Genomic DNA, 24,407 nt, shown 5'->3' with positions numbered 1-24,407 from the left:
TTAAAACAACACCAAAAGACTTTTGCTTTTTTCTTCATGCCATGCCCTATGATAGGGGTTTTTAAATACCACAAACCATAAAAAGGGGCATAGAAAAACCACAATCTTTAACCCTAAACGCTTCAATAAAATAGCCCTACTGGGGCAATCCGCTAAATAAATATCAATAATCTTAATCCTAAAAACCAGTTTAGCCAAACTCATCTTGCACAAACACACAAAAAAGATTTCATAAACGCCATACAAGATGATAAAACCCATCGCAACAAACACGCTGTGATAAATGGGGTTAGCTAGCCAATATAAAGAATGCAAAAAATCGCACGCCCCTAAAAGATCGCTCAATAAAAACGCCACCAATAAACTATCGGTTAAAAACGCTAAGATGCGCCAATACAAGGGGCATAAACGCATTTTTTCATGCATAAGAAGTGTTTCTATGATTTCAGTTTCTTCTTTTTCTAAGTTTGGAGAGCGCATTCAAAACAAACAAGACAAACTCTTTGGTTTGTCTTAAACTTCAAGAATATTCTTTCAAATCTAACACCTTAAAACCAATATCCTTGCGATAAAACATGCCTTCAAAATGCACCTTTTGAGCGATTTCATAAGCATGGTTTCTGGCTTCTAATAAAGATTTTCCTCTGCCAATGGCAAAGATCACCCTCCCCCACTGCTTTCAAACACGCCATTATCCTGCTCCACCTCCCCTAAAATCAAATGACCCTTTTTTTCATCAACCGGATCAATATAAAGGGTTTGCTTGGGCGAAGAGCTAGTGGGGTAATTCCTAGAAACAAGCGCCACACTCATCACAAATTCTTTAGAAAACACCAATTCAAGAGAATGTAATTCCCCTTTAGCTGTAGCCAAACACAAATCTAAAAGCGAGCTTTCTAAAAGGGGTAAAATCGTCTGGCATTCAATGTCTTTAAAACGCACGCTAAAATCCAATAAATACGGCTCTAAAACGCCCTTTTCTTCTATGATTACAATTTCAGCGAGTAAAACCCCTTTAAAAGGCGTGTTATTAGCTTGAAGTTTCTCTAAAGTGGGTTTAAAGATATGATTTTTTATTTTCTCTTCTAATTCATTAGAGAAAAAGTTTGCAGGAGCGATGGCCCCCATACCCCCCGTATTGACTCCATTATCCCCTTCTAATAAGCGTTTGTAGTTTTGGCAAAAGGGCAACAAGATAAAATCATCATTGGCTATGAGCGCTGTAACTGAAAGCTCAAACCCCTCTAAAAAAGGCTCTATGATCACAGGCCCATTGCTTTGTTTGAAAGCGTATTCAAGGATTTTTATCGCTTCTTCTTGTTGATGGACAATGCTTGTGTTTTTATTCAACGCTTTAATCACTAAGGGGAAAGAAGCGTTTTGAATGTAACTCAAAGCTTCTTTTAAGTCGTTTGTTTCAAAATAAGACGCGCTTTTGATACCGCATTCTTTAACAAAAGCTTTCATATAGCTTTTAGAAGCCTCTAATTTCGCCGCTTCTTTAGAAGCCCCAAACACTAAAATACCCACTTTTTCTAGCATCTCTGTAAGCCCTAAAACCAAAAGCTCTTCTTCTGAAATGATGGCTAAATGGATCTGTTTTTTCAGGGCTAATTCCACGATATGCTCGTAATGTTCGCATTCTAGATTTTCGCCTAAATCTTGAGTGCCACCATTACCCAAACAAAAATACAAAGCATTCACTCGCTCATCTTGCTGAAGCCTTTGAGCCAAAGCATACTCTCGCCCCTTATTCCCCACAATTAAAACATTATAGTTATTGTTATCTTTCATGTCTTTCCTAAAATGTGGTTGTTTTTAAACCCAGATGACCGCTACTTTTACATGCGCATAAGTTCAACAAACCTACACTAATAAGGCTAGGAGGATTTTCTTAGGGGCAGATTTAAAAAATGCCATCACACAAAAACCACTACCTTAGCCTAACTTATTTTTTCAACGAACTTGCCATCAATAAGAAACACGAATCATCCAGGCGATTCTTGCAATTATACTTAAATTTTAAAGAAATTCCATGTAAAACTATACAGCATAAAAAACACAATCAAAAAATAGAAAACGAGAGAAATTATAGTCGTGGGTATGGGCGGTAAGGTTTCAATTGCGTTCGAATTTCTAATTTTTTGCTCTTAATCTTTTAGAAAAAATTCAAATTCTAAGGATCTATCTTTTCGTTAGGGTTTAGAGCGATTTGGTTCATCGCATTCAAATGAAAAATTTTTTCCGTCAAACTTTCTGAGAAAAAGACCTGATTGTTTGCACAATTCCAATGCTTTGTTAAGCTTTTGATTCCTTATCTCTTCCAATTGTTTAATATTCGTATCAAGATAGACTTCATAGGTTTCTTCTGTCATTATAATTACTCCAAATGTTAAAATACTATAGCCTTTATTTTGATAATAGGTTTTAAGTGCAACAAAGATCACTAAAGCATAAACACCTAGAAGCGCCAATAACCAAAGAGTTATTTTGCTTGTTATGGATAATGCTTTTTTCACTTCAATACCTAAGATTATCAAAATAATCAAACATTTTAGTATTGTTTTGTGGCTGTGTATTTTGATGATTGGAGTTAAGAATGTTGTTTGTAGGGTTTTCTAAGGGCTTTTTTGTAGCCGGCTCATCGCATTCAAACGAAAAATTGGTGTTATCAAATTTTTTAAGAACACGATTTTGTTGTTTGCAAAATTCTAAAAACTTTTGAAAATTCTCTTGAGATTTTTTTCTTGCTCTTCTTTTTGCCTACGCTGTTCTTTAAGATTTTTTTCTCTTAAAAGTTCTGTATGCCACCTTGAGATTTCAGTATCTCTTTTAACTTCTGCTTCTTTTAATCCAATATTGCTAAGTTTTTTAAACTTAATACAATTTTCAAGAGATTTGAATAAAGAAAGACATAAAGAATCTTCAATTTCTAATCCATCTAGTTGCTTGCCAATTTTATACTGAAACCAAATATTATCCATGTGTAATTCCTTGTGAGAAATTATTATTCTACCAAAAATAGAATAAGACAAAAATTCTAGCTATTTCTAATTTTAATACCCCATTAAACTTAATGAAACCTAAACTCAACGAAACCAAAACCCAACATAAATATTACTAAAAAGATTTTTTCTAAAGATCTCACCACCAACAAAGCGATAACTCGCAATTCAATCTTAGGCTTCATCTGCAACAATACAATCTTTAGCAATCAAGCCATCTGTTATGATTAGACATGACTTTAGATTTTATTTTTAATAGTAAAACTCATTCCCCCTACAACCCCAAACTAAACCCCCTAACCCTAAAGAGCGCTTTTTTAAGAAGTTATCATTTAACTAGCGTCAAAATCTTTTATTTATTATAAAAAACGCTTTTAGTATTTCTTAAAATATTATCACTCAATAGGAAATCCTTTACTGATTTATTTCAACCTTTCTTTATACGCCGCTTCCAAACTGCTATACCCTTTTTTCAATTCTCCCACATCCCCAAAAGCCACCACTTTGGCTTCTTTTAAAAAAATCGCGCTGTCTAAATACTTTTCCACATCCACCACCAAATGCGTAGAGACTAGCAAACTTGCGTTTTGGCTAAATTCCTTAGCGATTAACTCAAAAATCTCTTCTCTAGCGATAGGGTCAATCCCAGCCACCGGCTCATCAAAAAGATACAAAGAAGCGTTTCGTGATAGGGTTAAAATCAGTTGCAATTTTTCCCTCATGCCTTTTGAAAGGGCTTTGAACTCTCTTTTTAAAGGCACGCTGAAGCGTTTTAGCAAATTTAGGGCTTTTGATGAATCAAAATCGCTGAAAAAATCCTTGTAAAAAGCGATCGCTTTTAAAGGCGTTAATTTAGGATCTAAAAAATCGCCATCGCTTAAAAACGCCACGCTTTTTTTCGTCTCTATGCCGATCTTCTGATTTAAAATTTTCACTTCCCCTTGATAGTTCAAATTCAACCCAGCTAAAATTTTTAACAGAGTGGTTTTACCCGCCCCATTAGGGCCTAAAAGCCCTATGAATTGCTGTTTGGGTAGTTTCAAACTGATATTGTCTAGCGCTTTTAAACTCCCATAAGTTTTAGTCAAATTCTCTATTTCTACTAGCATTTTAATTCCCCAAATTTGCGCACTCTTTTGTAAAAATCGCTAATGATGTTTTCTAAATCTTTAGGGGTGAAATCAGGCCATAAAATCGGCGTGAAAAACAATTCCGCATAACTGGACTGCCACAATAAAAAATTGGATAGGCGCATTTCTCCCCCTGTTCGCAACAACAAATCCACCTCAGGCAAATCATGCGTGTCTAAACGATTAGAAATTTCATTTTCTAAGCTTTCTAAAGGGTCTATATTGTTAGGTGGGTTTTCTAGCAAGCTTTTAAACGCCCTTGAAAGCTCGTTTTTAGATCCGTAATTAAGGGCTAAAACTTGCGTAAAATCCTTAAAATGCCTGGTATCGTTTTCAAGCCGTAAAATCGTATCTCGTAATTCTTTAGAAAAGCCCTCTAAATCCCCTATCGCCCTGAAGCGTATGTTATTATCCAAGTAAGTGGATCGCTCATCTTTAAGGTATTTTTTAAGCATTTTCATCAAAAAATCCACTTCACTTTTGGGGCGTTTCCAATTTTCCGTAGAAAAAGCGTATAAAGTCAAGCATTCTAATTTATGGTTAGCGCACCAGATCGTAATGTCTTTAAGGGTTTTTACGCCCTTTTTATGCCCATAAGCCCTAGCTTTATTCTTTAATTTAGCCCACCTGCCATTACCATCCATAATAATGGCAAGATGTTTGAGAGTGTTATCCAATGCCTTTACCCTTTAAAGAAAGTCTTTAATTATACACCATTAAAGCGTGCAAGCATCCACTAAATAAGCGATATGCTGCCAAGCGAATTGGGTTTTTTCACTCAAACCAATTTCACAAGTGCTAGAAGTGGAAAAGCCCCTTTTAAGATCATAGGATTGGTAAAATTCTTGAAAGCCGTTTAAAGCGCTCTCGTTCAATTCAGGGGTGAAAAAGCCCTTATTCCCCGCAAAGCCGCAACAACCCGTCTCTTTATGGATAACAATCTCGCCCAAAGTGCATTTTTTAGCCAAATTGAATAACAACTCTTCTTTATTTTCTAACTTTAAAGCGCACATCGTGTATAGCCCTATGTCTTCGTTAATGGGGTTGAATTTTAATTTAGGGCTTAGAACTTCTTCAATATAGACGCTCAAATCATAGACTTTCAAATCCTTATAGGCTTTCATCTGCTTGAAAAAATGCGTCGAACATGCACTATGGTCTAAAACGATCGGTATTTTTCCCTTATCGCTTAATTGCAAAAAAATCGCATGGTTTTTTTCATTGTTTTGCTTGGTCAAATCGGTATAATTGATAAAGGCTTTCCCGCAACAAAGTGCATTCAATCCATTAGGATACATTACCGAAACTTTGGCTTTTTGGCATAAGGATTCAAACACTTCTTGAATGCATCTTTTATCCGCCATTTTGGTTGATGGAGCGAACGAACGGTTGATGCAAGTGCTGAAATAAATGACTTTTTCTTCGCTCTTATGCGTTTTATTTTCTAAAGGATAGGCGTTGTTTTTGGGCATGTAATGAAAGGCTTTAGGGAAGGGCTTGATGAATTTTTTAATCCCTTTGGTCAGGCTCACTAAGTTGTGAGAGCCTATGAGATTTTGAACGAAGCGAGCGCTTTTTAAAGAAAAACGAGCCGCGCTTGTGGTTGTTTGCATGTTATTAAGGATCTTTGAAGCGATCTTTTCGCCTTTAGGGTTTTTTTGATAATAATTTAAAGCGATCTTTCCGGTATCAATTCCTAAAGGGCATAGCATAGAGCACATATGGCACACCGCACAAGTGGCGTGCGCTAAATATTCAGACTCTTTTAAAAGCTCATCTAATAAAACTTGATCTTCATTATGACCTTGACTTACCCTTTCTTTTAAGCACTCTATCTCTCTGTGGATAACGATTCGTTGTCGTGGCGTTAAAGATAAATCTTTGCTAGGGCAAACCCTTTCACAAAACCCGCATTCCATGCACATGTCCAAATGCTCTTCAATAGGGTGAATGCTCTTTAAATTTTTAGTGTGGATTTCTTTATCGTTTGTGATGATCACATCAGGGTTTAAAATGCCGTTAGGATCAAACAATTCTTTGATTTGTTTGTGGATTTTATAGGCTTTTTCTCCCCATTCCATTTCCACAAAGGGGGCTACCATCCTGCCTGTGCCATGTTCGGCTTTAATAGATCCAGAGCTTTCGCTCACCATTAAAAACATGTCAGAAACTAAATTTTCAAACGCCTTTCTTTCAGTTTCATTTTCTAAAATCGGCGTAACGACAAAGTGCAAATTCCCGCTTAAGGCATGCCCAAAAATAATGCTGTTATCCTTAAAGCCATGTTTTTTTAGAAGCCCTTCAATCGCTTTTGCTCCCTCTACAAAATTTTCTTGACTAAAGCACACATCTTCAATGATCACAGAGCTTTGGCTTTTTCTTTGAGACGCTGCGATAGGGAAAATGCCTTTTCTGATCTTCCACCACGATTGATAAACAGTAGGATCACTGCTGATTTGAGAATCTAAAACGACCGGTACCGCACTCAAAGCGTTCAAAATCGCTTGCATGTTGTTTTCTAAAATCAAAGGATCATCGCTTTCGCTTTGAATGAGTAAGCATGCGTTAGGCTCTTTGACTTCTAAAACCACTCTAGGCATGCCCTCTAAATTTTTCACGCTTTTTAAGCACGCATAATCCATAAGCTCTGCTGAAGAAATCATTTCGGGTTGTTTGGCTTTTAAGGCGGCTAAAATTTGAGCGGCTTTGGCGCATTGCTCTAAATTTTCATAAAACAATAACGTGCAAGTTTTGTAAGCGTAGTCTTTCACGCATTCTAATCCCACGCTTGAAATAAAGCCTAAAGTCCCCTCAGAGCCTATGAATAAATGGCTGATAATCTCAATAGGGTCTTCAAAATCAATGAGAGCGTTTAAGCTGTAGCCGGTGGTGTTTTTGATCTCGTATTTTTTCTTGATTAGAGCATGCAATTCCTTATCTTCTAATATTTCTTTTCTTAAGTTTAAAACCCCTTCAATCAAATCTTTACGCGCGTTTTTGAAATCCTCAACGCTCTCTTGATTGGCCGTGTCTAAAAGAGTGCCATCAGCTAAAATCACTCTTAAGGATTTTAGGGTTTTGTAGCTGTTTTGCTCCACCCCGCAACACATCCCGCTAGCGTTATTAGCGACAATCCCCCTATCATAGCGGTGTTTATCGTAGAAGGATCCGGGCCTATTTTTTTATGATAAGGTTTCAATAAAGCGTTCGCGTTACTCCCTATGACTCCGCATGAGAGCTGAATGCTTGTAGCGTTATTTAAAATTTTAGCGTCTTTGAAAAAATGCGTAACCATAACCAGCACCCCATCACAGATCGCTTGCCCTGATAAAGAACTCCCAGCCGCTCTAAAAGTCAATGTAACGCCATGCTTTTTGGCTAAAACACAAAGCTTTTGAACTTCTTCTTCATTTTTCACCCAAGCGACTATTTTAGGGATATAACGATAACATGACGCATCAATGCCATAAGCCAAACGGCGTAAATAATCCTTAAAGATCCGCTCGTTTAAAAACCCGCTCGCTTCGGTAAAAAAAGCATGATAATTTTCTTCCACACGCACTCCTTAAATATTCCTATTTATCAAATCATTGTAACATAACCTTACTTTAAAAATTAAGGATAAACATGCTCGAAGATTATGCGATCAGTTTAGAAGAAGTCAATTTCAATGATTTTATTGTCGTAGATGTGCGCGAGTTGGACGAATATGAAGAACTGCATTTGCCTAACGCCACGCTCATTAGCGTCAATGACCAAGAAAAGCTCGCTGATTTTTTAGCCCAACACAAAGATCAAAAAGTGTTGCTCCATTGCAGGGCTGGTCGCAGGGCTTTAGATGCGGCTAAAAGCATGCATGAATTAGGCTATACGCCCTATTATTTAGAGGGCAATGTCTATGATTTTGAAAAATACGGCTTTAGAATGGTCTATGATGATACCTCTTTGAGCAATAAAAAAAACTAAGCATGAGGGAGATTGTATGGGTGCATTCTCAAAGAATCGCCCCCTATAAGACTCTCATTTTAAATGAATTGCACTACTATCCATTAGAATTAGATCCAACCCCTTTTAACGCTCTTGTTTTCACTTCTAAAAATGCGGTGTTTTCCTTGTTAGAAACCCTAAAAAACAGCCCCAAACTCAAAATTTTACAAAACATTCCTGCCTACGCTTTGAGCGAACCCACCGCCAAAACTCTACAAGATCACCATTTTAAAGTCGCCTTTATAGGGGAAAAAGCCCATGGCAAGGAGTTTGTTCAAGAAATCCTTCCTTTATTGGAAAAAAAAAGCGTTTTGTATCTCAGGGCAAAAGAAATTGCCTCTCCTTTAGACACCATTCTTTTAGAGCATGGCATTAATTTCCAACAAGCCGTTGTTTATGAAAACAAGCTCAAACATTTAACCTTAAGCGAACAAAACGCCCTAAAACCCAAAGAAAAGAGCATTCTTATTTTTACCGCTATAAGCCATGCAAAAGCCTTCTTGCACTATTTTGAATTTTTAGAAAATTACACCGCTATAAGCATTGGCAACACGACCGCTCTTTATTTGCAAGAGCAAGGCATTCAAAGCTATAGCGCCAAAAAGCCCTCCTTAGAAGCGTGTTTAGAGCTGGCTTTGAGTTTGAGGGTTAAAGAATGTTAAAGACATCTCATTATAATGCTCTCAGTGATTTTTTAAAGGATGATGCATGAATTTTGTCTTTTTATGGGCCGCTTTAGGGGGGGCTATAGGGAGTTCGTTAAGGTATTTTGTGGGCAAAATGATGCCCAGTAAATTTTTAATGTTTGAAAGTTTTCCTTTAGGGACTTTTAGCGTGAATATCATAGGGTGTTTTGTCATCGGCTTTATGGGGCATTTAGCTGTTAAAAAAGTTTTTGGCGATGATTTTGGGATTTTCTTTATAACTGGGGTTTTAGGAGGTTTTACGACCTTTTCTTCTTATGGGTTAGACACTTTAAAACTCTTGCAAAAATCCCAATACATTGAAGCCGTTTCTTATGCCTTAGGCACTAACATTTTAGGGCTTATTGGGGTAGCCATTGGTTGGTTTTTGGCTAAAAATTTTGTAGGCATTAATTAAAAAACGCTTTTTAGCGTTTTATTAACGCTTGATTCAAACAGAGCCTTACAACAGCCACAAAGCCATTTCATCGGCCATGAAAAAATCGCTCGCTACCAATCGGTCATTTTTAATGAAAGCCTTGTTTTCTTCAATCAAAAACTTTACTTTATTTTCATCTAAGAAACTAAGCTCAACCCCCAGCACGCACCTTAAGCCTAAAAACAGCTTTTCTAAACGTTTGTCTTGTTCGCTAAGCGTTTCAACTTGGCGTTTTAGGGGGTCTTTGATGTAGTTTTCTATGAGTTTTTTCGCATAAAAGCGCTCATTCGCCACGCAGCCTACAGCCCCAGCCCCACACCCTAAATAATCTTTAGCCCCCCAGTAAGCTAAATTGTGCTTGACTTGATAATTTCTAGCGTAATTAGACACTTCGTATTGCTTGAAAGAAAAGCCCTCTAAAATCTCTTTTATGGCATTGTCAAAATTGGTGCATGAGGGTTTTTTGGCGTTTTTTTCTAAATTCGTGTTTTTTTCAACACTCAAAGCATAAGCACTCAAGTGGTTGATAGGGAGTTCTTCAGCGAGCTTTAATTCTTCTTTTAAAGAGTTTTCATTGTCTAATGGGGTGTTATAAATCAAATCAATGCTGACATTTTCAATCCCGCTATTTAAAATAGTTTCTATCACAGGAGCGATATTTTTGGAATGTTGGCGCTCTAAAAACAATAATTTATCCTCCCTAAAACTTTGCACCCCTAAACTCAAGCGGTTGATCCCTAAATCTTTTAAGCCTTGACACCAAGCTTTAGTGATCAATTCGGGGTTAGCTTCAGTGGTGATCTCACAATCCATGCTCAAGCGCGCATTGTAGTAAATGCTTTCAAAAATCCTTTCAAAAGACTCCACGCTTAAAGTGTTAGGCGTGCCGCCGCCAATAAAAACGCTCTCAATTGGTTCATCAGTTTGGCTTAAGGCATGCTTTAAATCCAGGCATAGCGCTTGAGTGTATTCTTCTTTTAGCCCATGCTTATTTTCATAGGAATTGAAAGCGCAATAACCGCATTTATTTTCACAAAAGGGAATATGAATGTATAAAATCATATTTATTTCTCTCATTTTCATTTCATTTTAAGCAAAACTTAAACTTGTAATTGTATCATTTTAGGGTTATTTTGATAAGCATGAGGAGACACACTATGAAAAAGGTTATTATGGCTTTAGGCGTTTTAGCGTTCGCAAACGCTTTAATGGCAACAGATGTTAAGGCTCTTGCAAAAAGTTGTGCCGCTTGCCATGGGGTTAAGTTTGAAAAGAAAGCTTTAGGCAAAAGCAAAATCGTCAACATGATGAGTGAAGCGGAAATTGAAAAAGAGCTTATGGGTTTTAAAAGCGGTGCCAACAAGAATCCTGTCATGACCATGCAAGCTAAAAAATTAAGCGATGAAGACATCAAAGCTTTAGCCAAATACATCCCCACTCTCAAATAAATTCTCTTAGTTTTAATAGTGCTGTTTGGGCGCTATTAAAATGAGTTTCAAGCCCTTTTTTTTAATTTTTGATTTTAATGGCGTTCTTAACCCTACTTAAAGCCAGCATACACTATAATACCATCTTAATCAAACAAGAAAGAGCTAAAATAAAGACCTATGCTACATAAAAAATATCGTCCTAATGTTGCGGCTATCATTGTGTCGCCAGATTACCCTAATACATGCGAAATTTTTATCGCTGAGCGCATAGATATTGAAGGAGCGTGGCAATTCCCCCAAGGGGGCATTGATGAGGGTGAAACCCCTTTAGAAGCGCTCCATAGAGAATTATTAGAAGAAATTGGCACGAATGAAATAGAGATTTTAGCGCAATACCCCAGATGGATCGCCTATGATTTCCCAAGCAATATGGAGCACAAATTCTATTCGTTTGACGGGCAAAAACAACGCTATTTTTTAGTGCGCCTAAAGCATGCTAACAACATTGATTTGAACAAGCACACGCCAGAATTTAGAGCTTACCAATTCATTCATCTTAAGGATTTGCTTAAAAAAATCGTTCCCTTTAAGCGTCAAGTGTATCGCCAAGTCATTGCTTATTTCAGAAGAGAGGGGTATTTAGGGTGTTAATCGTTCAAAAATACGGCGGCACGAGCATGGGCAGCGTAGAAAGGATCCACAATGTCGCTCAAAGGGTTTTAGAAAGCGTTAAATTAGGGCATCAGGTGGTGGTAGTGGTTTCGGCAATGAGCGGCGAAACCGATAGGCTTTTAGAATTTGGCAAGAATTTTAGCCATAACCCTAACAAGCGAGAAATGGATAGGATTGTAAGCGTGGGGGAATTGGTTTCAAGCGCGGCTTTGAGCATGGCGTTAGAGAGGTATGGGCATAGAGCCATTTCCTTGAGCGGGAAAGAAGCGGGCATTTTAACCAGTTCGCATTTTCAAAACGCCGTGATCCAATCCATTGACACCAAACGCATCGCAGAGCTTTTAGAAAAAAACTACATTGTGGTGATCGCTGGGTTTCAAGGCGCTGACATTCAAGGCGAAACAACGACTTTAGGGCGTGGGGGGAGCGATTTGAGTGCGGTCGCTTTGGCCGGGGCTTTAAAAGCGCATTTGTGCGAAATCTATACGGATGTGGATGGCGTTTATACCACTGATCCACGCATTGAAGAAAAGGCTCAAAAAATCGCACAAATCAGCTATGATGAAATGCTTGAACTGGCTTCTATGGGGGCTAAGGTTTTATTAAACCGCTCGGTGGAATTAGCTAAAAAACTCAGCGTGAAGTTAGTGACTCGCAATTCGTTTAACCATAGCGAAGGCACGCTCATTGTGGCTGAAAAAGACTTTAAAGGAGAACGCATGGAAACCCCTATAGTGAGTGGGATCGCATTGGATAAGAATCAGGCTCGTGTGAGCATGGAGGGCGTGGAAGATAGGCCAGGCATTGCCGCTGAAATCTTTGGCGCTTTAGCGGAGTATCGCATTAATGTGGATATGATCGTCCAAACGATCGGCAGAGACGGCAAAACCGATTTGGATTTTACGATCGTTAAAACCCAAATAGAAGAAACCAAGCAAGCCTTAAAGCCTTTTTTAGCGCAAATGGATTCCATTGATTATGATGAAAATATCGCTAAAGTTTCCATAGTGGGCGTGGGCATGAAGTCGCATTCTGGGGTAGCGAGTATCGCTTTTAAAGCCCTAGCCAAAGACAATATCAATATCATGATGATTTCTACAAGCGAGATTAAAATTTCGGTTTTGATTGACATTAAATACGCTGAATTAGCGGTTAGAACTTTGCATGCGGTGTATCAATTAGATCAATGAAAAATTTCTACGATTGGATCAAGGAATTTGTGCGCGATCAGGGGGAATTTATCGCCCAACAAAGCGGGTGGCTGGAGTTAGAGCGATCAAGCTACGCCAAGCTCATCGCGCAAACCATCTCGCATGTGCTTAATGGCGGATCGCTGTTAGTGAGCGCTGATTCTTCTAGGCACTGGTTTTTAAACTACATTCTTTCTAATCTCAACCCTAAAGACTTAAAAGAGCGCCCCTTATTGTCCGTCATTGATTTTAACGCTTCTTCTTTCTACCCTAAAAACGATGCGAATCTCTCTCTGGCCACCATAGAGATGACTTATCAAAACCCCATGTTTTGGCATGTTGGGAAAATTGAAAATGAAGGCTTGAAAACCTTACTATTGAGTAAAATCCCTAGTTTTTTATGGCTTTTTGAAGAGCTTAAAGAAGATTGCTTGCTTTTAAAAGAGCATGATAATTTGCTAGATTATAAATTATTGCAACTCTTCAAACTCTTTGAAAACGCGCTTTTTAGCGTGCTATACAATAAGGTTACTCTGTGAAAAACCTCAACCGCCTTATTTATACGGACAATCTTGAAGAGAGCCTAGAAGAGACTGCAAGCCTTTTTGAACACCACATTAAATTCTACACCGAGATCATTGAAAAAGACAAAAAGGTGATCAAAACTTTTAACAAGGATTTTAAAATAGAGCATGCCAAAGAAGTGATTTCAAAGGCCCATCTCAAACACAGCGAACTGAACGCTTTTTTAATCGCTGCACCCAGCTATGGCATAGAAGCCCAAAACGCGCTTTTAAAAATCTTAGAAGAACCTCCGAATAATGTTTGTTTTATCATGTTCGCTAAAAGCCCAAACCATGTGTTAGCCACCATTAAATCCCGCCTGATCAAAGAAGACAGGCGCCAAAAAATCCCCCTAAAACCTTTAGATTTGGATCTATCAAGGCTGGATTTGAAAGATATTTATGCGTTTTTAAAAAATTTAGACAAAGAAAATTTTGATTCCAGAGAAAATCAGAGGGAAAAAATTGAAAGCCTGTTAGAGAGCGTCAATAGGCATAAGATCCCATTAAACGAGCAAGAATTGCAAGCCTTTGATTTAGCGATTAAGGCTAATAACTCTTATTACAAGCTCAGCTATAATCTTTTACCTTTACTTTTAAGCCTTTTATCTAAAAAGAAAACGCCATGATTTTAAAACGCCTTAACCCTGATGCGCTCAAAAACGCCCTTTTAAAAACCGGATCAGAAAAATCCGCTCAAACCCATATGCACAAAAAAGGCGTTAGCTTTGTTTTTGAAATCCAGCATCTGCCCTTAAGTGCAACGCTCATTTTAAAACAAGAGGCCATCAGCGTTGGGGGCGATTTCGCCACGCCAAGAGATTGTATTTTAGCTAAAGAGTCTTTTTATGATGGGGTGCTGATTGTGAGCGCTAACCAGTTAGAACGCCTTATTGTCAAGTGCCATTCCCAACCCTTTGGGCTTAAAAATTTAGCGCAAGAATTAAAAAGCCACCTTAAATCCCAAAAGCCTAACAACCCACAGATCATGGCAATTTTGAATCTCACGCCGGATAGTTTTTATGAAAAAAGCCGGTTTGATAGCAAAAAAGCGCTTGAAGAAATCTATCAATTGCTAGAAAAGGGTATCACGCTCATTGATATAGGCGCAGCCAGTTCAAGGCCAGGGAGTGAAACCATTGATCCAAAAATAGAGCAAGATCGCTTAAAAGAAGTTTTATTAGAAATCAAATCCCAAAAACTCTACCAATGCGCTAAATTCAGCATAGACACCTACCATGCCACAACCGCCCAAATGGCTTTGGAGCATTATTTTTCCATCCTTAATGATGTGAGCGGTTTTAATAGCGTTGAAATGCTAGAAGTCGCAAAAGATTACAAGCCCACTTGCATTTTAATGCACGCTCAAAAAACCCCCAAAGACATGCAAGAAAATGTTTTTTACCACAATCTGTTTGATGAAATGGATCGCTTCTTTAAGGAAAAACTAGAGGTTTTAGAAAAACACGCGCTTCAAGATATTATTTTAGATATAGGGTTTGGGTTCGCTAAATTAAAAGAGCATAATTTAGCCTTAATCAAGCATTTAAGCCACTTCCTCAAATTCAAAAAACCCTTATTGGTGGGAGCGAGTCGTAAAAACACGATCGGGCTTATCACCGGGCGTGAAGTTCAAAACCGGCTCGCCGGCACTTTGAGTTTGCATTTAATGGCACTGCAAAATGGAGCGAGTATTTTAAGAACGCATGACATTGATGAGCATATAGACCTCATCAAGGTGTTTAAGAGCTTGGAAGAAACAAATTGAAAAGCGCCTCACCCTAACCTTGTTTTAAAGGGTAACATCCATAGAAGAAGGGTTATTATAAGCGTTCTGGTAGCGTTGCAAAAAAGCGTTATGGTTGGTAGCGTTAAAGGTTTGTAGGGCTTTTTTGTGCAAGCCATTTATCGGTTGCTTGGGGGCGTTTTCCACTTCTTTAGAGAATTTTCCGTTATAAAAATCCGTCAAACTATAGAGCGACTGAGCGGCCAAGCGTTTTTGGCTCTCATCCATTCCAGCCGTAGCCCTTAAAAAAGCCTCATACTCCCTATCGCTCATCAATTCTAAAACCAAAAAGCCGTAAGTTTCTCGCTTGTCAGGGTTAAAGGGGAGGTTTTCTGTTGGAGCGTCCTTTTTTTCTCGCTCTATTTTTTCTGTGTTTTCAACAGGAGCTAGGTCTTCTTTAGGAGCGCTTTTAGCGTTTAAAAGCCCATAGAGGTTAGAATCAAACTGATTGATAGAAGAAACAGCCATGCGAATTTCCTAAAATTGAATTTTACGCTGATATTAAGCAAAATCCATTCCCTAATGAGATAATCCTCTAGCATGGGGTTTTAACAAAACAAGGGATTTAAAAAGCTTAAAAGAGTTTTCTAATAGTGGCGTTCAAACCCTTTAAAAAGGGTCTAGGAGTTTATTTTCAAAAAGGATTCGTGTTTTTATGTTTTCATATTTCTATAAGGAGTTTGAAATGCTGAAGCTTCTAGAATGATTCTAGACAAAACAAAAGGTAAAACTCCTAAAACATTGTTATAACATGATTTTACCAATCAATGCAACTTTTATGCTTTTAGAGCTTAAAAACTTTAATCCTTAATTAGAGATTTTAGGTTAAACTACCCTAAAAATCTTTATTGATGGGTAAAAGGCATGCGTAATACCATTTTATTTGGCGTTTCAATGATACTCTTGGCGAACTTATGCTTTGGAATCATGAGCGCGTTTGTTAAAATCACAGCGGATTATTTTTCCCCTATGGAAAATGTGTTTTACCGCTCCATTACCATGACGCTCTTACTCTTACTTATTTATCCTTTCAAACCCTACCGCTTGAAGAGTTACAAACAAGGCGGTTTTAAAAAGCTCGCTTTTAGGGTCGTTGTAGGGGGCTTGGCCATGTTAGCGTTTTTTTATAATATTGAAAAAATTTCGCTCGCTACAGCGACGGCTTTCTCGCAATGTGCGCCGATTTATACGGTGCTTCTTTCCCCTTTTCTTTTGAAAGAAAAGCTCAAAAGAAGCGCGTTAATTTCCGCATGCATCGGGCTAGTGGGGGTGGTGTTGATCTCCGATCCTAGCGTGGAAAATGTGGGGCCGGTTGAAATTTTTATGGGCATATTGAGCGGGATCTTTGTGTCTTTAGCGTATATCACTTTAAGGGATTTGAGGGAATATTATGACAAGCAAGCCGTGATTTTAGCGTTCGCCTTTGGCATGAGCCTTCTTGGATTAATAGGCATGTTTGTTGATATTCCTTTTTTATCCACAGGCATTCATATCCCTAGAAAAGAGGATATTTTGTGGATTTCTTTAATAGGGATTAGCGGGACTTTAGGGCAGTATTTCTTAACTTATGCTTACATGAACGCTCCTGCTGGGATCATCGCCCCCATTGAATACACCCGCATTGTTTGGGGGCTGTTGTTTGGGCTGTATTTAGGCGATACATTTTTGGATCTTAAAAGCTCTTTAGGGGTGGCTTTGATCTTATGTTCAGGCTTACTCATTGCCTTGCCCGCTCTTTTAAAAGAATTAAAAAAAATTTAAGTCATGCAACTAAGCCCCTTACAAAGCGCTCTGTTATATTTCCGCTATTTTATTTATCCGGAAAAAAAAACAAGGAGCTTTGATTTAAGCGATTTAATTTTTATCATCATGGCTTTTTTAGTCCTAGCTTTGGGGCTGTTGATGAGTGGAGAAATTTCTATCAGCTACAATGAAGCGAAGGATTTTTTTTATAGCAGCGCATGGTTTGTTCAAATCGCTCAAAAAAGCACCGCTATTTTAGGTCAAAACGATTTGGCTTTAAGATTGCCTTTTTTGATCGCTCATCTCATTAACATGTTTTTATTTTATTTGATAGGGCGAAAGATTTTAAAAAAGCCTAAAGACGCCCTTTATGTGGTATTGACTTACGCTTTATTGCCTGGAGTGAATCTCTTTGCGATTTTACTAGCTAAAAGCGTGCTGTTGTTAAGCCTTGGGCTTTTGGTTAGCTATTTGTATATCAAAACCCAAAAAATCCCTTATTTAACCCTTAGCGCTTGCGCGTTTTTAGACGGCGCGTTTATCCCGCTTTTACTAGGGGTTTTTGCCTACGCTTTAAGAAGACGCTATTTTAAGAGCGCGATCTTTATTTTGGTGGTTTTAATTGTGAATACCGCTCTTTTTAGCGGGAGTTTCAATAAGGGCTTGCCTAGTGGGTATTTTATAGACACATGCTTAGAACTCATGCTTTTATATTCACCCTTATTCTTCCTCTACTACCCTTATACGCTCTATAAAGCCCTTTTGGATAAAAAACCATCGTTACTAGCCTTTATGAGCGCGAGCGGTTGGCTTTTCCCTTTGCTTTTGAGCATGCGCCAAGAGATAGATTTAAAAACTTTCGCCCCCTTAGCGTTAATCGGTTTGCCTTTGTTTGTTAAAAGCGTTTTAAATAGCCTTAGGGTGCGTTTAAAGGAATTTAGGGGGCAATATTATTTGCGCGTTTTCAGTTTGTATCTTTTAATGCTCACTGAAACGCTTTTTTTATGGGGGAGTAAAATTTCTGGCGCTAATGAAAAATTATTAAACCGGCATTTCTTAGCCAAAGAAGTCGCTACAGCCTTGCAATTAAGGGGCATCCATCAAATCCGCACTAACGATAAACAACTCGCTTTAAGGCTCCAATTCTATGGCATTAAAGAGGGGGGAGGTTAAGACTGATTAACACTAAGATTTCTAAAAAACGCCCTGATATTACAATCATCTACGCTGATAAAATTCTACAATCCTATAGTTTGGTGCGCCATTAAATTAATTCTTTAAAAAGCGTTTTATCTAAAAAACGATAAAATACACTCTAAACAAAATATAAAATACGCGAGAAAAATCATGAGACTCAAACTAACCCATATCACCCACATAAGCCATAAGATTGCTAACGACTTTATCCATTCAAAACTATTAGAATTAAAAGCCCCTAGAGAATTATTGTGTGAATTGATAGAGGGGATTTTGGAAAAAAGCGTTAAAAAAGAAAACGCCATAGATGAGCAAGCCAGAGAGCTTTTAGAAGAAAACACCGATGAGATAGAATTCATGCGGATGGATGAAAGGCAGCTTTTTTGGATGATTAAAAGACAGATCGCTCAAAAAGAGGGCTTTCATTTGTTTTGGGAAGAAAGGTGCAGCGATTTGTCGCACCAGATTTTGAATAAAATCTTAGACGAAGATTTAATCATGTTTAATGTGTCAGAGAATTTGATAAGAAACTTGATTTACAAATCCATTGACACCTATTCTAAAGCGTATGAAAGCATTGAAAATGAAGTGCATGAAAAAATCAAGCATTACAAACGCAAACTGCCCGTAGGGAGCGATGAATACGAGCTCGTGTTTGAAAGGCTTTATGAAGAAGAATTAAGGCGCAAGGGCTTTTTATAATGGTCTCTCTCTACTTAGAAAACGGGCTTTTTTTGCAAGCGCAAAGTTTTGGGGCTAGCGGCACGCAAGCGGGCGAGCTTGTTTTTAACACTTCTATGAGCGGCTATCAAGAAGTCATTAGCGACCCTAGCTATAAGGGGCAATTCGTGGTTTTTAGCATGCCTGAAATTGGGGTTGTGGGCGCTAATTCTAAAGATGATGAATCCTTTTTTTCATGCGCAGGGGTTTTAGCGCGCCATTACAACGAATTTTTTTCTAATTCAAGGGCGGATTTTAGCTTGAGCGCTTATTTAAAAAAGCGCGGCGTTTTAGGGATTTGTGGCGTTGATACCAGGAGTTTGATTAAAACCTTACGCCATCATGGGTGCTTGATGATGGTCGCTTCCACGATAGAGCATGACAAAAACAAACTTGAAGAAATTTTAAAAAACGCTCCTAAAATTTCCCACTCCCCCCTAGTGTCTAGCGTTTCTACGCCAAAAATCATCACGCACCAACGCACTACTTTTGATTTCAAAACCCTAGATTACAAGCCTTTTGATGAAAAAACTCCGCATAAAATTATCGCGGTGCTAGACTTTGGGGCTAAGGACAATATTTTAAACGAGCTTCAAAATGTGGGGTTAAAAGCCCTTATTTACCCGCACCACACTAAAGCTAGCGAGCTGATTAAAGCCTATGAAAAAAAAGAAATTAGCGGGATTTTCCTCTCTAATGGGCCGGGCGATCCTTTGAGCTTGCAGCAAGAAATTAAAGAAATCAAGCAACTCATTGAAGCTAAAATCCCCATGTTTGGCATTTGCTTAGGGCATCAATTGCTCTCTATCGCGCAAGGTTATCCCACTTACAAGCTCAAATTTGGCCATCATGGGAGCAACCACCCCGTTAAAAACCTAAAAACAAACGCCGTTGAAATCACCGCGCAAAACCACAACTATTGCATCCCTGAAGAAATTGAAGAAATCGCTACTATCACGCACCGCAATCTTTTTGACAACACCATTGAGGGCGTGCGCTATAAAAACGCTCCCATCATCTCTGTCCAGCACCACCCAGAAAGCAGCCCAGGCCCCAAAGAAAGCCATTATATTTTTAAGGAATTTGTGGGATTGTTAAAGGGTTTTTAGGGGGTTTTAAAACAACACCTATAAAGGTTGAAAAGCGCTTTAAAAATAGATTTAAATCTTTTTATCAAAAAATCTCGCATTTACTCTAAATTAGTTCTCTTGCAATAGTATTCTCTCGCAATAATTGTTATTGTTATTGCGACAAAACTTTTAGAAGGAGTTATTATGGGAAGTATCGGTAGTATGGGCAAACCTATTGAAGGGTTTTTAGTGGCAGCCATTCAGTTTCCTGTGCCAATTGTCAACAGCCGTAAGGATATTGATCACAATATTGAAAGCATTATCAGAACCTTGCATGCGACTAAAGCGGGGTATCCGGGAGTGGAGCTTATCATTTTCCCTGAGTATAGCACGCAAGGTTTGAATACCGCTAAGTGGCTTAGCGAAGAGTTTTTATTAGACGTCCCGGGTAAAGAGACAGAGTTATACGCTCAAGCGTGTAAAGAGGCGAAAGTTTATGGTGTTTTTTCAATCATGGAGCGCAATCCTGATTCTAACAAAAACCCCTACAACACCGCCATTATCATCGATCCGCAAGGTGAAATCATTTTAAAATACCGCAAGCTATTCCCATGGAATCCTATTGAGCCATGGTATCCTGGGGATTTAGGAATGCCTGTGTGCGAGGGTCCGGGCGGATCAAAATTAGCCGTGTGCATTTGCCATGACGGCATGATTCCAGAGCTCGCTAGAGAAGCAGCCTATAAAGGGTGCAATGTGTATATCCGCATTTCAGGCTATAGCACTCAAGTCAATGATCAGTGGATTTTGACCAACCGCTCCAACGCATGGCACAATTTGATGTATACCGTGAGCGTGAATTTAGCCGGCTATGATAATGTCTTTTACTACTTTGGTGAGGGGCAAATCTGTAACTTTGATGGCACGACTCTTGTTCAAGGGCACCGCAACCCTTGGGAGATTGTAACCGGGGAAATCTATCCTAAAATGGCAGACAACGCTCGCTTAAGCTGGGGCTTAGAAAACAACATTTACAACCTAGGCCATAGAGGGTATGTGGCTAAACCGGGCGGAGAACATGACGCAGGCTTAACCTACATCAAAGACTTAGCCGCTGGTAAATACAAATTGCCTTGGGAAGATCACATGAAAATCAAAGACGGCTCTATTTATGGCTACCCTACCACCGGTGGGCGTTTTGGGAAATAATCCCTAACCTTGTATTTTTGCTAGAACCTGTTTAAAGGTTCTGGTTTTTCCCCTATTTTAATTTTTTTTCAATCAATTTTTACGAATAGTCTTCTATTGTAGAGCATGTAAGACGACCCATAAAAAGCGTAAGCCCCATAAAGCGATATAGCCCACACAAAACCATGTTATTTTTGATAAAGACCACCACCCCATTGTAGATGATAGAGCGCTAAAATCTGTAATAATGCCATAGCCACAATAGATCATTCCCGCTAAACATGCCAATTTATGAGCATGGTAGTAAGCGCTAATCCCAAAACCACCACCAAGATTGATAAAAGAATACGAGACCAAGACCCCATGACAACTCCTTAAACATCAAATGTTGTATTATATCGTTTTTTTGTTTGTCAAGGGGGTTTATCAGTCAGTGGATAGTGTTTTAATATTTATAAAACAATAGCGTTTATAATAATGAAAGTTTAGCCCCTAATTGTAGCGCCCCTAACAAGCCTTCCACATTCAGCCCCAACCCCACGCTCAAATTCTCGCTTGAGCTTTTAATATAGGGGCTATGAAAGTCCTCTAACCGCACACAGCCCGCGCTTTCTTGCCACAAGCCGCTCTCTAAGTATTTTTCTATCTCGCTACAATCAAACGCCTTTAAACGCGCTCTAAAAACCGACAGATCCAGCCATTCTAGTTTAGGAGAAATCAATGCCGAACAGGTTAAAACCTCTATTTCATTGCCATTTTGGAGTTTTAAAAATTCAAGGGCTTCTCGCTTGTTTTGAGCTTTTCGTTGCATGCGATTACCCACGCTCACCACGCTATCAGCAACCACGATAGCGCAATGGTTTGTGAGTAATTTTTTAGCTTTTTCTAATTTCCCCTTGCACGCCAAATAGACAAACTCCTTAGGGTCTGTGGTTTTTAGGCTTTCTTCATCAAAATAGAGCGCTTTTTGTTCAAACTCAATCCCATGCTCTTTTAAAAGATTCGCCCTAGCGCTAGATTGAGAGCCTAAAATAAGCTCCATGTTATCCCTCTAAAGCTTTAAGAGCGGTATTTTTCGCTAAATTGAGCGCGGCTTGCAAATTTTCAATATCCTTGCCCCCAGCGCTCGCAAAATCATCTCTTCCGCCCCCTTTGCCCCCTAAAATTTGCGCCACTTCATTAGCCCATGCGTTCGCTTTTATGGGCGCGTTTTTCACCCCGCATGCGAGAGTTATGCGCTCGTTTTCTTTTTTAAACACCATAGCGAGCAATCTTTCATGCTTACTTTTCAATCGGTCAATCATTTCTTTAATGTCGCCTTGCTCCACGACGCCCACCACCAAACTCACGCCATGGATTTTTTCAACCGGTAAATCCATAGAAACGGGGGCTTTTTGGCTGTTTTTCACGCTCTCTTTAAGCTTGTTGATGCCGGCGATCACATCGTTATTTTTCAATAAAGTCTTAGCGCTTTTAAGCTCTTTATTTTCTTCTTTGGCCAATTGGTAAAAGGCCTTCCCGCACACCGCTTCAATGCGTCTGACCCCACTACTCACCCCGCTTTCTTTTACAATCCTAAACCCCCCAATCAGCCCGGTATTTTCCACATGAATGCCCCCACACAATTCAATGGACGCTTCTTTAAAGCTCACCACCCGCACATTTTCAGCGTATTTTTCACTAAATAACGCTAACGCTCCCTTATCTTTGGCCTGATTTAAGGGCATATGCTCCACCTGGCTTTTTAGGTGCTTGAAAATTTGAGCGTTGACTAGATCTTCTACTTTTTCTAACTCTTCATCATTGAGCGCTTTAGCATGCGAGAAATCAAAGCGCAATCGTTTGGATTCCACTAAACTCCCCGCTTGACTCACATGCGAGCCTAAAACTTCTCTTAAAGCGCTCTGCAATAAATGCGTCGCGCTATGGTGTTTGGCGATTTCAAAGCGTTCATCGCTCACTTGCGCGATCACTTGATCGCCTTTTTTTAACGCTTTTTTGATTTCAAGGAGCGAAAAATTAAGCCCAAAAAAGTTTTTTGTATCTAGCACTAGAGCCGCTTCTTCATCACCTTTTAAAAGCGCGCCTTTATCGCCTATAGCCCCCCCACCTTCTGCATAAAAAGGGGTTTTTTCTAATAAGACCCAGACTTCTTGGTTAGGATTTGCCTCTGCTATTTCTTTAAAACCGCTATCAAAAAACCCTAAAACTTTAGCAGAACATTCTGTCGTTTCATACCCTACAAATGTATTAGGCGCATAAGCGTTTAAAATAGCGCTAAAATCGGCGTTGTTTTGCTTGCCTTTCCATGAGGCTTTAGAGCGTTTCACTTGCTCTTGCATGCAATTTTCAAAGCCTTGCATGTCCACACACGCCCCATAGCTTCTTAGCATGTCGTTTGTCAAGTCTAAAGGAAAACCAAAAGTGTCATAAAGCTTGAAAGCGATCTTGCCATCAAAAATTTTATTTTCATTCAAATGCTTTAAAGACAAGTTAAACAATTCCATGCCCGATTCCAAAGTCTCTAAAAAGCGCTCTTCTTCTTCAAAACATTCTTTTACCACCATTTCTTTAGATTCTTTCAAATACGCATGCACATTAGAAAATTGCTCGCACACCACGCCCACGACTTTGTATAAAAACGCTTCTTTCAAGCCCATTAAATACCCATGCCTTAAGGCTCGCCTTAAAATGCGCCTTAAAACATAGCCACGGCCTTCCTTATTGAAATGCACCCCTTGAGCGAGCAAAAACGCTACCGCCCTTGCGTGATCGGCCACTACCCTAAAGCTTGGCTGGAACTCGCTCGCATAATCCAAACCTGTAAGCTCGCTGATTTCTGCCATTAAAGGCGCAAATAATGAAGAATCAAAATTATTGAGCTTATGTTCTAATAGCGCTTGCACCCTTTCTAATCCCATGCCTGTATCAATGCTAGGCTTTGGCAAGGGGGATAAAACGCCATCATTAGAGCGTTCGTATTGCATGAACACCAGATTCCAAATTTCTAAAAACCTATCGCCCTCGCCCCCAAAATAATCCTCGCTCCCCTTAAAGTGTTTTTCGCCCTGATCAATGTAGATTTCACTGCAAGGCCCGCAAGGCCCGCTATCGCCCATTTGCCAGAAATTATCTTTATCGCCCATTTTTTTAATCCTATCAACAGGCACAAACTTTTCCCATAATTTAACGGCTTCATCGTCCTTTTCATGCACGCTGATGTATAAATCTTTAGGCTTAAACCCTAAATTCTTGGTTACAAATTCCCACGCAAACAAGATCGCTTCTTCTTTGAAATAATCCCCAAAAGAGAAATTCCCTAGCATTTCAAAAAGCGTGTGGTGCCTTGCGGTGTAACCGACATTTTCTAAATCGTTATGCTTACCGCCTGCGCGCATGCACAATTGCGAGCTTGCCGCTCTAGGAACGCTAGGGCGTGGCACTATACCGGTAAAAATATCTTTAAACTGCACCATGCCGGCATTGGTAAAAAGCAAGGTGGCATCATTAGGCACTAAAGGCATGCTGGGATAAATCTCATGCCCTTTATTTTTAAAAAATTGTAAAAATTCGTTGCGAATGTCCATGGGTATTCCTTTTTGTC

Annotated in this window: 22 protein-coding genes and 5 pseudogenes; 15 read left to right on the top strand and 12 right to left on the bottom strand. The window is 39.1% G+C overall.

Going from position 1 to position 24,407, the window contains the following annotated elements; all coding sequences use genetic code 11:
- On the bottom strand, nt 1-480 hold the full coding sequence (locus D2C78_03165; GenBank protein QEF35027.1) for an RDD family protein: 480 nt from the start codon (nt 478-480) through the stop codon (nt 1-3).
- Nucleotides 481-520: 40 nt separating this feature from the next.
- Nucleotides 521-1,794, bottom strand: a pseudogene (purD, locus tag D2C78_03160) (phosphoribosylamine--glycine ligase).
- A 119-nt stretch (nt 1,795-1,913) separates the two neighbouring features.
- Here purD and D2C78_03155 point away from each other — a divergent pair.
- Nucleotides 1,914-2,051: pseudogene (locus D2C78_03155) on the top strand (hypothetical protein).
- Between the two features lie 144 nt (nt 2,052-2,195).
- Here D2C78_03155 and D2C78_03150 read toward each other — a convergent pair.
- The 5 genes and pseudogenes from D2C78_03150 to D2C78_03130 form a co-directional block, all read right to left on the bottom strand.
- Nucleotides 2,196-2,519 (bottom strand): hypothetical protein, encoded by a 324-nt coding sequence (locus tag D2C78_03150; GenBank protein QEF35026.1) that lies wholly within the window; start codon nt 2,517-2,519, stop codon nt 2,196-2,198.
- Nucleotide 2,520: 1 nt separating this feature from the next.
- Nucleotides 2,521-2,984, bottom strand: a pseudogene (locus tag D2C78_03145) (hypothetical protein).
- 443 nt (nt 2,985-3,427) lie between these two features.
- A complete protein-coding gene (locus D2C78_03140) occupies nt 3,428-4,114 on the bottom strand; it encodes an ABC transporter ATP-binding protein (GenBank protein ID QEF35025.1) in 687 nt (228 codons plus the stop codon).
- Nucleotides 4,108-4,812, bottom strand: coding sequence for a di-trans,poly-cis-decaprenylcistransferase (locus D2C78_03135; GenBank protein QEF35024.1), 705 nt, complete (start codon nt 4,810-4,812; stop codon nt 4,108-4,110). Before D2C78_03135 ends, D2C78_03140 begins: the two co-directional genes overlap by 7 nt.
- Nucleotides 4,813-4,851: 39 nt before the next feature.
- Nucleotides 4,852-7,697: pseudogene (locus D2C78_03130) on the bottom strand (FAD-binding oxidoreductase).
- Between the two features lie 65 nt (nt 7,698-7,762).
- Between D2C78_03130 and D2C78_03125 the strand changes: the two are divergent.
- The 3 genes from D2C78_03125 to crcB are packed head-to-tail and all read left to right on the top strand — an operon-like array spanning nt 7,763 to nt 9,223.
- On the top strand, nt 7,763-8,101 hold the full coding sequence (locus D2C78_03125; protein ID QEF35023.1) for a rhodanese-like domain-containing protein: 339 nt from the start codon (nt 7,763-7,765) through the stop codon (nt 8,099-8,101).
- A gap of 2 nt (nt 8,102-8,103) precedes the next feature.
- A complete protein-coding gene (locus D2C78_03120) occupies nt 8,104-8,784 on the top strand; it encodes a uroporphyrinogen-III synthase (GenBank protein ID QEF35022.1) in 681 nt (226 codons plus the stop codon).
- Nucleotides 8,785-8,830: 46 nt separating this feature from the next.
- On the top strand, nt 8,831-9,223 hold the full coding sequence (crcB, locus tag D2C78_03115; protein ID QEF35021.1) for a fluoride efflux transporter CrcB: 393 nt from the start codon (nt 8,831-8,833) through the stop codon (nt 9,221-9,223).
- Between the two features lie 45 nt (nt 9,224-9,268).
- On the opposite strand, the gene D2C78_03110 is transcribed toward crcB, so the two are convergent.
- On the bottom strand, nt 9,269-10,327 hold the full coding sequence (locus D2C78_03110; protein ID QEF35020.1) for a coproporphyrinogen III oxidase family protein: 1,059 nt from the start codon (nt 10,325-10,327) through the stop codon (nt 9,269-9,271).
- Nucleotides 10,328-10,401: 74 nt separating this feature from the next.
- Between D2C78_03110 and D2C78_03105 the strand changes: the two genes are divergently transcribed.
- The 6 genes from D2C78_03105 to folP all read left to right on the top strand — a co-directional run bounded on the left by D2C78_03105 (nt 10,402) and on the right by folP (nt 14,867).
- On the top strand, nt 10,402-10,692 hold the full coding sequence (locus D2C78_03105; protein ID QEF35019.1) for a cytochrome c: 291 nt from the start codon (nt 10,402-10,404) through the stop codon (nt 10,690-10,692).
- Nucleotides 10,693-10,851: 159 nt separating this feature from the next.
- Nucleotides 10,852-11,325 (top strand): RNA pyrophosphohydrolase, encoded by a 474-nt coding sequence (locus D2C78_03100; GenBank protein QEF35018.1) that lies wholly within the window; start codon nt 10,852-10,854, stop codon nt 11,323-11,325.
- On the top strand, nt 11,319-12,536 hold the full coding sequence (locus tag D2C78_03095; protein QEF35017.1) for an aspartate kinase: 1,218 nt from the start codon (nt 11,319-11,321) through the stop codon (nt 12,534-12,536). Before D2C78_03100 ends, D2C78_03095 begins: the two co-directional genes overlap by 7 nt.
- Nucleotides 12,533-13,075 carry a DNA replication regulator family protein gene (locus tag D2C78_03090; GenBank protein QEF35016.1) on the top strand — a complete coding sequence of 181 codons (543 nt, stop codon included), beginning with the start codon at nt 12,533-12,535 and terminating at the stop codon, nt 13,073-13,075. The genes D2C78_03095 and D2C78_03090 overlap by 4 nt, the downstream gene beginning before the upstream one ends.
- A complete protein-coding gene (locus D2C78_03085) occupies nt 13,072-13,728 on the top strand; it encodes a DNA polymerase III subunit delta' (protein QEF35015.1) in 657 nt (218 codons plus the stop codon). The genes D2C78_03090 and D2C78_03085 overlap by 4 nt, the downstream gene beginning before the upstream one ends.
- On the top strand, nt 13,725-14,867 hold the full coding sequence (gene folP, locus D2C78_03080; GenBank protein QEF35014.1) for a dihydropteroate synthase: 1,143 nt from the start codon (nt 13,725-13,727) through the stop codon (nt 14,865-14,867). The genes D2C78_03085 and folP overlap by 4 nt, the downstream gene beginning before the upstream one ends.
- Nucleotides 14,868-14,891: 24 nt before the next feature.
- Here the strand turns inward: folP and D2C78_03075 are convergent, their stop codons facing one another.
- Nucleotides 14,892-15,353 (bottom strand): hypothetical protein, encoded by a 462-nt coding sequence (locus tag D2C78_03075; protein ID QEF35013.1) that lies wholly within the window; start codon nt 15,351-15,353, stop codon nt 14,892-14,894.
- 396 nt (nt 15,354-15,749) lie between these two features.
- Between D2C78_03075 and D2C78_03070 the strand changes: the two genes are divergently transcribed.
- The 5 genes and pseudogenes from D2C78_03070 (at nt 15,750) to D2C78_03050 (ending at nt 20,824) form a co-directional block, all read left to right on the top strand.
- Nucleotides 15,750-16,646 carry a DMT family transporter gene (locus tag D2C78_03070; protein QEF35012.1) on the top strand — a complete coding sequence of 299 codons (897 nt, stop codon included), beginning with the start codon at nt 15,750-15,752 and terminating at the stop codon, nt 16,644-16,646.
- 3 nt (nt 16,647-16,649) lie between these two features.
- A pseudogene (locus tag D2C78_03065) lies at nt 16,650-17,896 on the top strand (hypothetical protein).
- 79 nt (nt 17,897-17,975) lie between these two features.
- Complete coding sequence (locus tag D2C78_03060; GenBank protein ID QEF35011.1) at nt 17,976-18,527, top strand: DUF507 family protein; 552 nt, start codon at nt 17,976-17,978, stop codon at nt 18,525-18,527.
- The gene (locus D2C78_03055; protein QEF35010.1) at nt 18,527-19,654 is read left to right on the top strand and encodes a carbamoyl-phosphate synthase small subunit; all 1,128 of its coding nucleotides are present in this window, start codon (nt 18,527-18,529) and stop codon (nt 19,652-19,654) included. Before D2C78_03060 ends, D2C78_03055 begins: the two co-directional genes overlap by 1 nt.
- Nucleotides 19,655-19,819: 165 nt before the next feature.
- The gene (locus tag D2C78_03050) at nt 19,820-20,824 is read left to right on the top strand and encodes a formamidase (protein QEF35009.1); all 1,005 of its coding nucleotides are present in this window, start codon (nt 19,820-19,822) and stop codon (nt 20,822-20,824) included.
- A 93-nt stretch (nt 20,825-20,917) separates the two neighbouring features.
- On the opposite strand, the gene D2C78_03045 is transcribed toward D2C78_03050, so the two are convergent.
- The 3 genes from D2C78_03045 to alaS form a co-directional block, all read right to left on the bottom strand.
- Nucleotides 20,918-21,160: a hypothetical protein gene (locus D2C78_03045; GenBank protein ID QEF35008.1), complete on the bottom strand. Its 243-nt coding sequence runs from the start codon at nt 21,158-21,160 to the stop codon at nt 20,918-20,920.
- 112 nt (nt 21,161-21,272) lie between these two features.
- Nucleotides 21,273-21,845: a septum formation inhibitor Maf gene (locus tag D2C78_03040; GenBank protein ID QEF35007.1), complete on the bottom strand. Its 573-nt coding sequence runs from the start codon at nt 21,843-21,845 to the stop codon at nt 21,273-21,275.
- A 1-nt stretch (nt 21,846) separates the two neighbouring features.
- Entirely contained in the window at nt 21,847-24,390 is a 2,544-nt protein-coding gene (gene alaS, locus D2C78_03035) for an alanine--tRNA ligase (GenBank protein QEF35006.1), read from the bottom strand.
- Between the last annotated feature and the right edge of the window lie 17 nt (nt 24,391-24,407).

Source organism: Helicobacter pylori (assembly GCA_008032935.1).
Classification (GTDB): Bacteria; Campylobacterota; Campylobacteria; order Campylobacterales; family Helicobacteraceae; genus Helicobacter; species Helicobacter pylori_CX.
Note: the sequence above shows the minus strand (reverse complement) of the source record. Positions and strands in the feature narration are given on the sequence as shown.

Bases quoted from the DNA above. Each gene is read 5' to 3' on its own strand.
- D2C78_03165 (QEF35027.1), bottom strand. From the start codon at position 480: ATGCGCTCTCCAAACTTAGAAAAAGAAGAAACTGAAATCATAGAAACA.
- D2C78_03110 (QEF35020.1), bottom strand. From the start codon at position 10,327: ATGAAAATGAGAGAAATAAATATGATTTTATACATTCATATTCCCTTT.
- D2C78_03090 (QEF35016.1), top strand. From the start codon at position 12,533: ATGAAAAATTTCTACGATTGGATCAAGGAATTTGTGCGCGATCAGGGG.
- D2C78_03050 (QEF35009.1), top strand. From the start codon at position 19,820: ATGGGAAGTATCGGTAGTATGGGCAAACCTATTGAAGGGTTTTTAGTG.
- crcB (QEF35021.1), top strand. From the start codon at position 8,831: ATGAATTTTGTCTTTTTATGGGCCGCTTTAGGGGGGGCTATAGGGAGT.
- D2C78_03120 (QEF35022.1), top strand. From the start codon at position 8,104: ATGAGGGAGATTGTATGGGTGCATTCTCAAAGAATCGCCCCCTATAAG.
- D2C78_03105 (QEF35019.1), top strand. From the start codon at position 10,402: ATGAAAAAGGTTATTATGGCTTTAGGCGTTTTAGCGTTCGCAAACGCT.
- D2C78_03040 (QEF35007.1), bottom strand. From the start codon at position 21,845: ATGGAGCTTATTTTAGGCTCTCAATCTAGCGCTAGGGCGAATCTTTTA.
- D2C78_03100 (QEF35018.1), top strand. From the start codon at position 10,852: ATGCTACATAAAAAATATCGTCCTAATGTTGCGGCTATCATTGTGTCG.
- D2C78_03140 (QEF35025.1), bottom strand. From the start codon at position 4,114: ATGCTAGTAGAAATAGAGAATTTGACTAAAACTTATGGGAGTTTAAAA.
- D2C78_03125 (QEF35023.1), top strand. From the start codon at position 7,763: ATGCTCGAAGATTATGCGATCAGTTTAGAAGAAGTCAATTTCAATGAT.
- D2C78_03060 (QEF35011.1), top strand. From the start codon at position 17,976: ATGAGACTCAAACTAACCCATATCACCCACATAAGCCATAAGATTGCT.
- alaS (QEF35006.1), bottom strand. From the start codon at position 24,390: ATGGACATTCGCAACGAATTTTTACAATTTTTTAAAAATAAAGGGCAT.
- D2C78_03070 (QEF35012.1), top strand. From the start codon at position 15,750: ATGCGTAATACCATTTTATTTGGCGTTTCAATGATACTCTTGGCGAAC.
- D2C78_03075 (QEF35013.1), bottom strand. From the start codon at position 15,353: ATGGCTGTTTCTTCTATCAATCAGTTTGATTCTAACCTCTATGGGCTT.
- D2C78_03055 (QEF35010.1), top strand. From the start codon at position 18,527: ATGGTCTCTCTCTACTTAGAAAACGGGCTTTTTTTGCAAGCGCAAAGT.
- folP (QEF35014.1), top strand. From the start codon at position 13,725: ATGATTTTAAAACGCCTTAACCCTGATGCGCTCAAAAACGCCCTTTTA.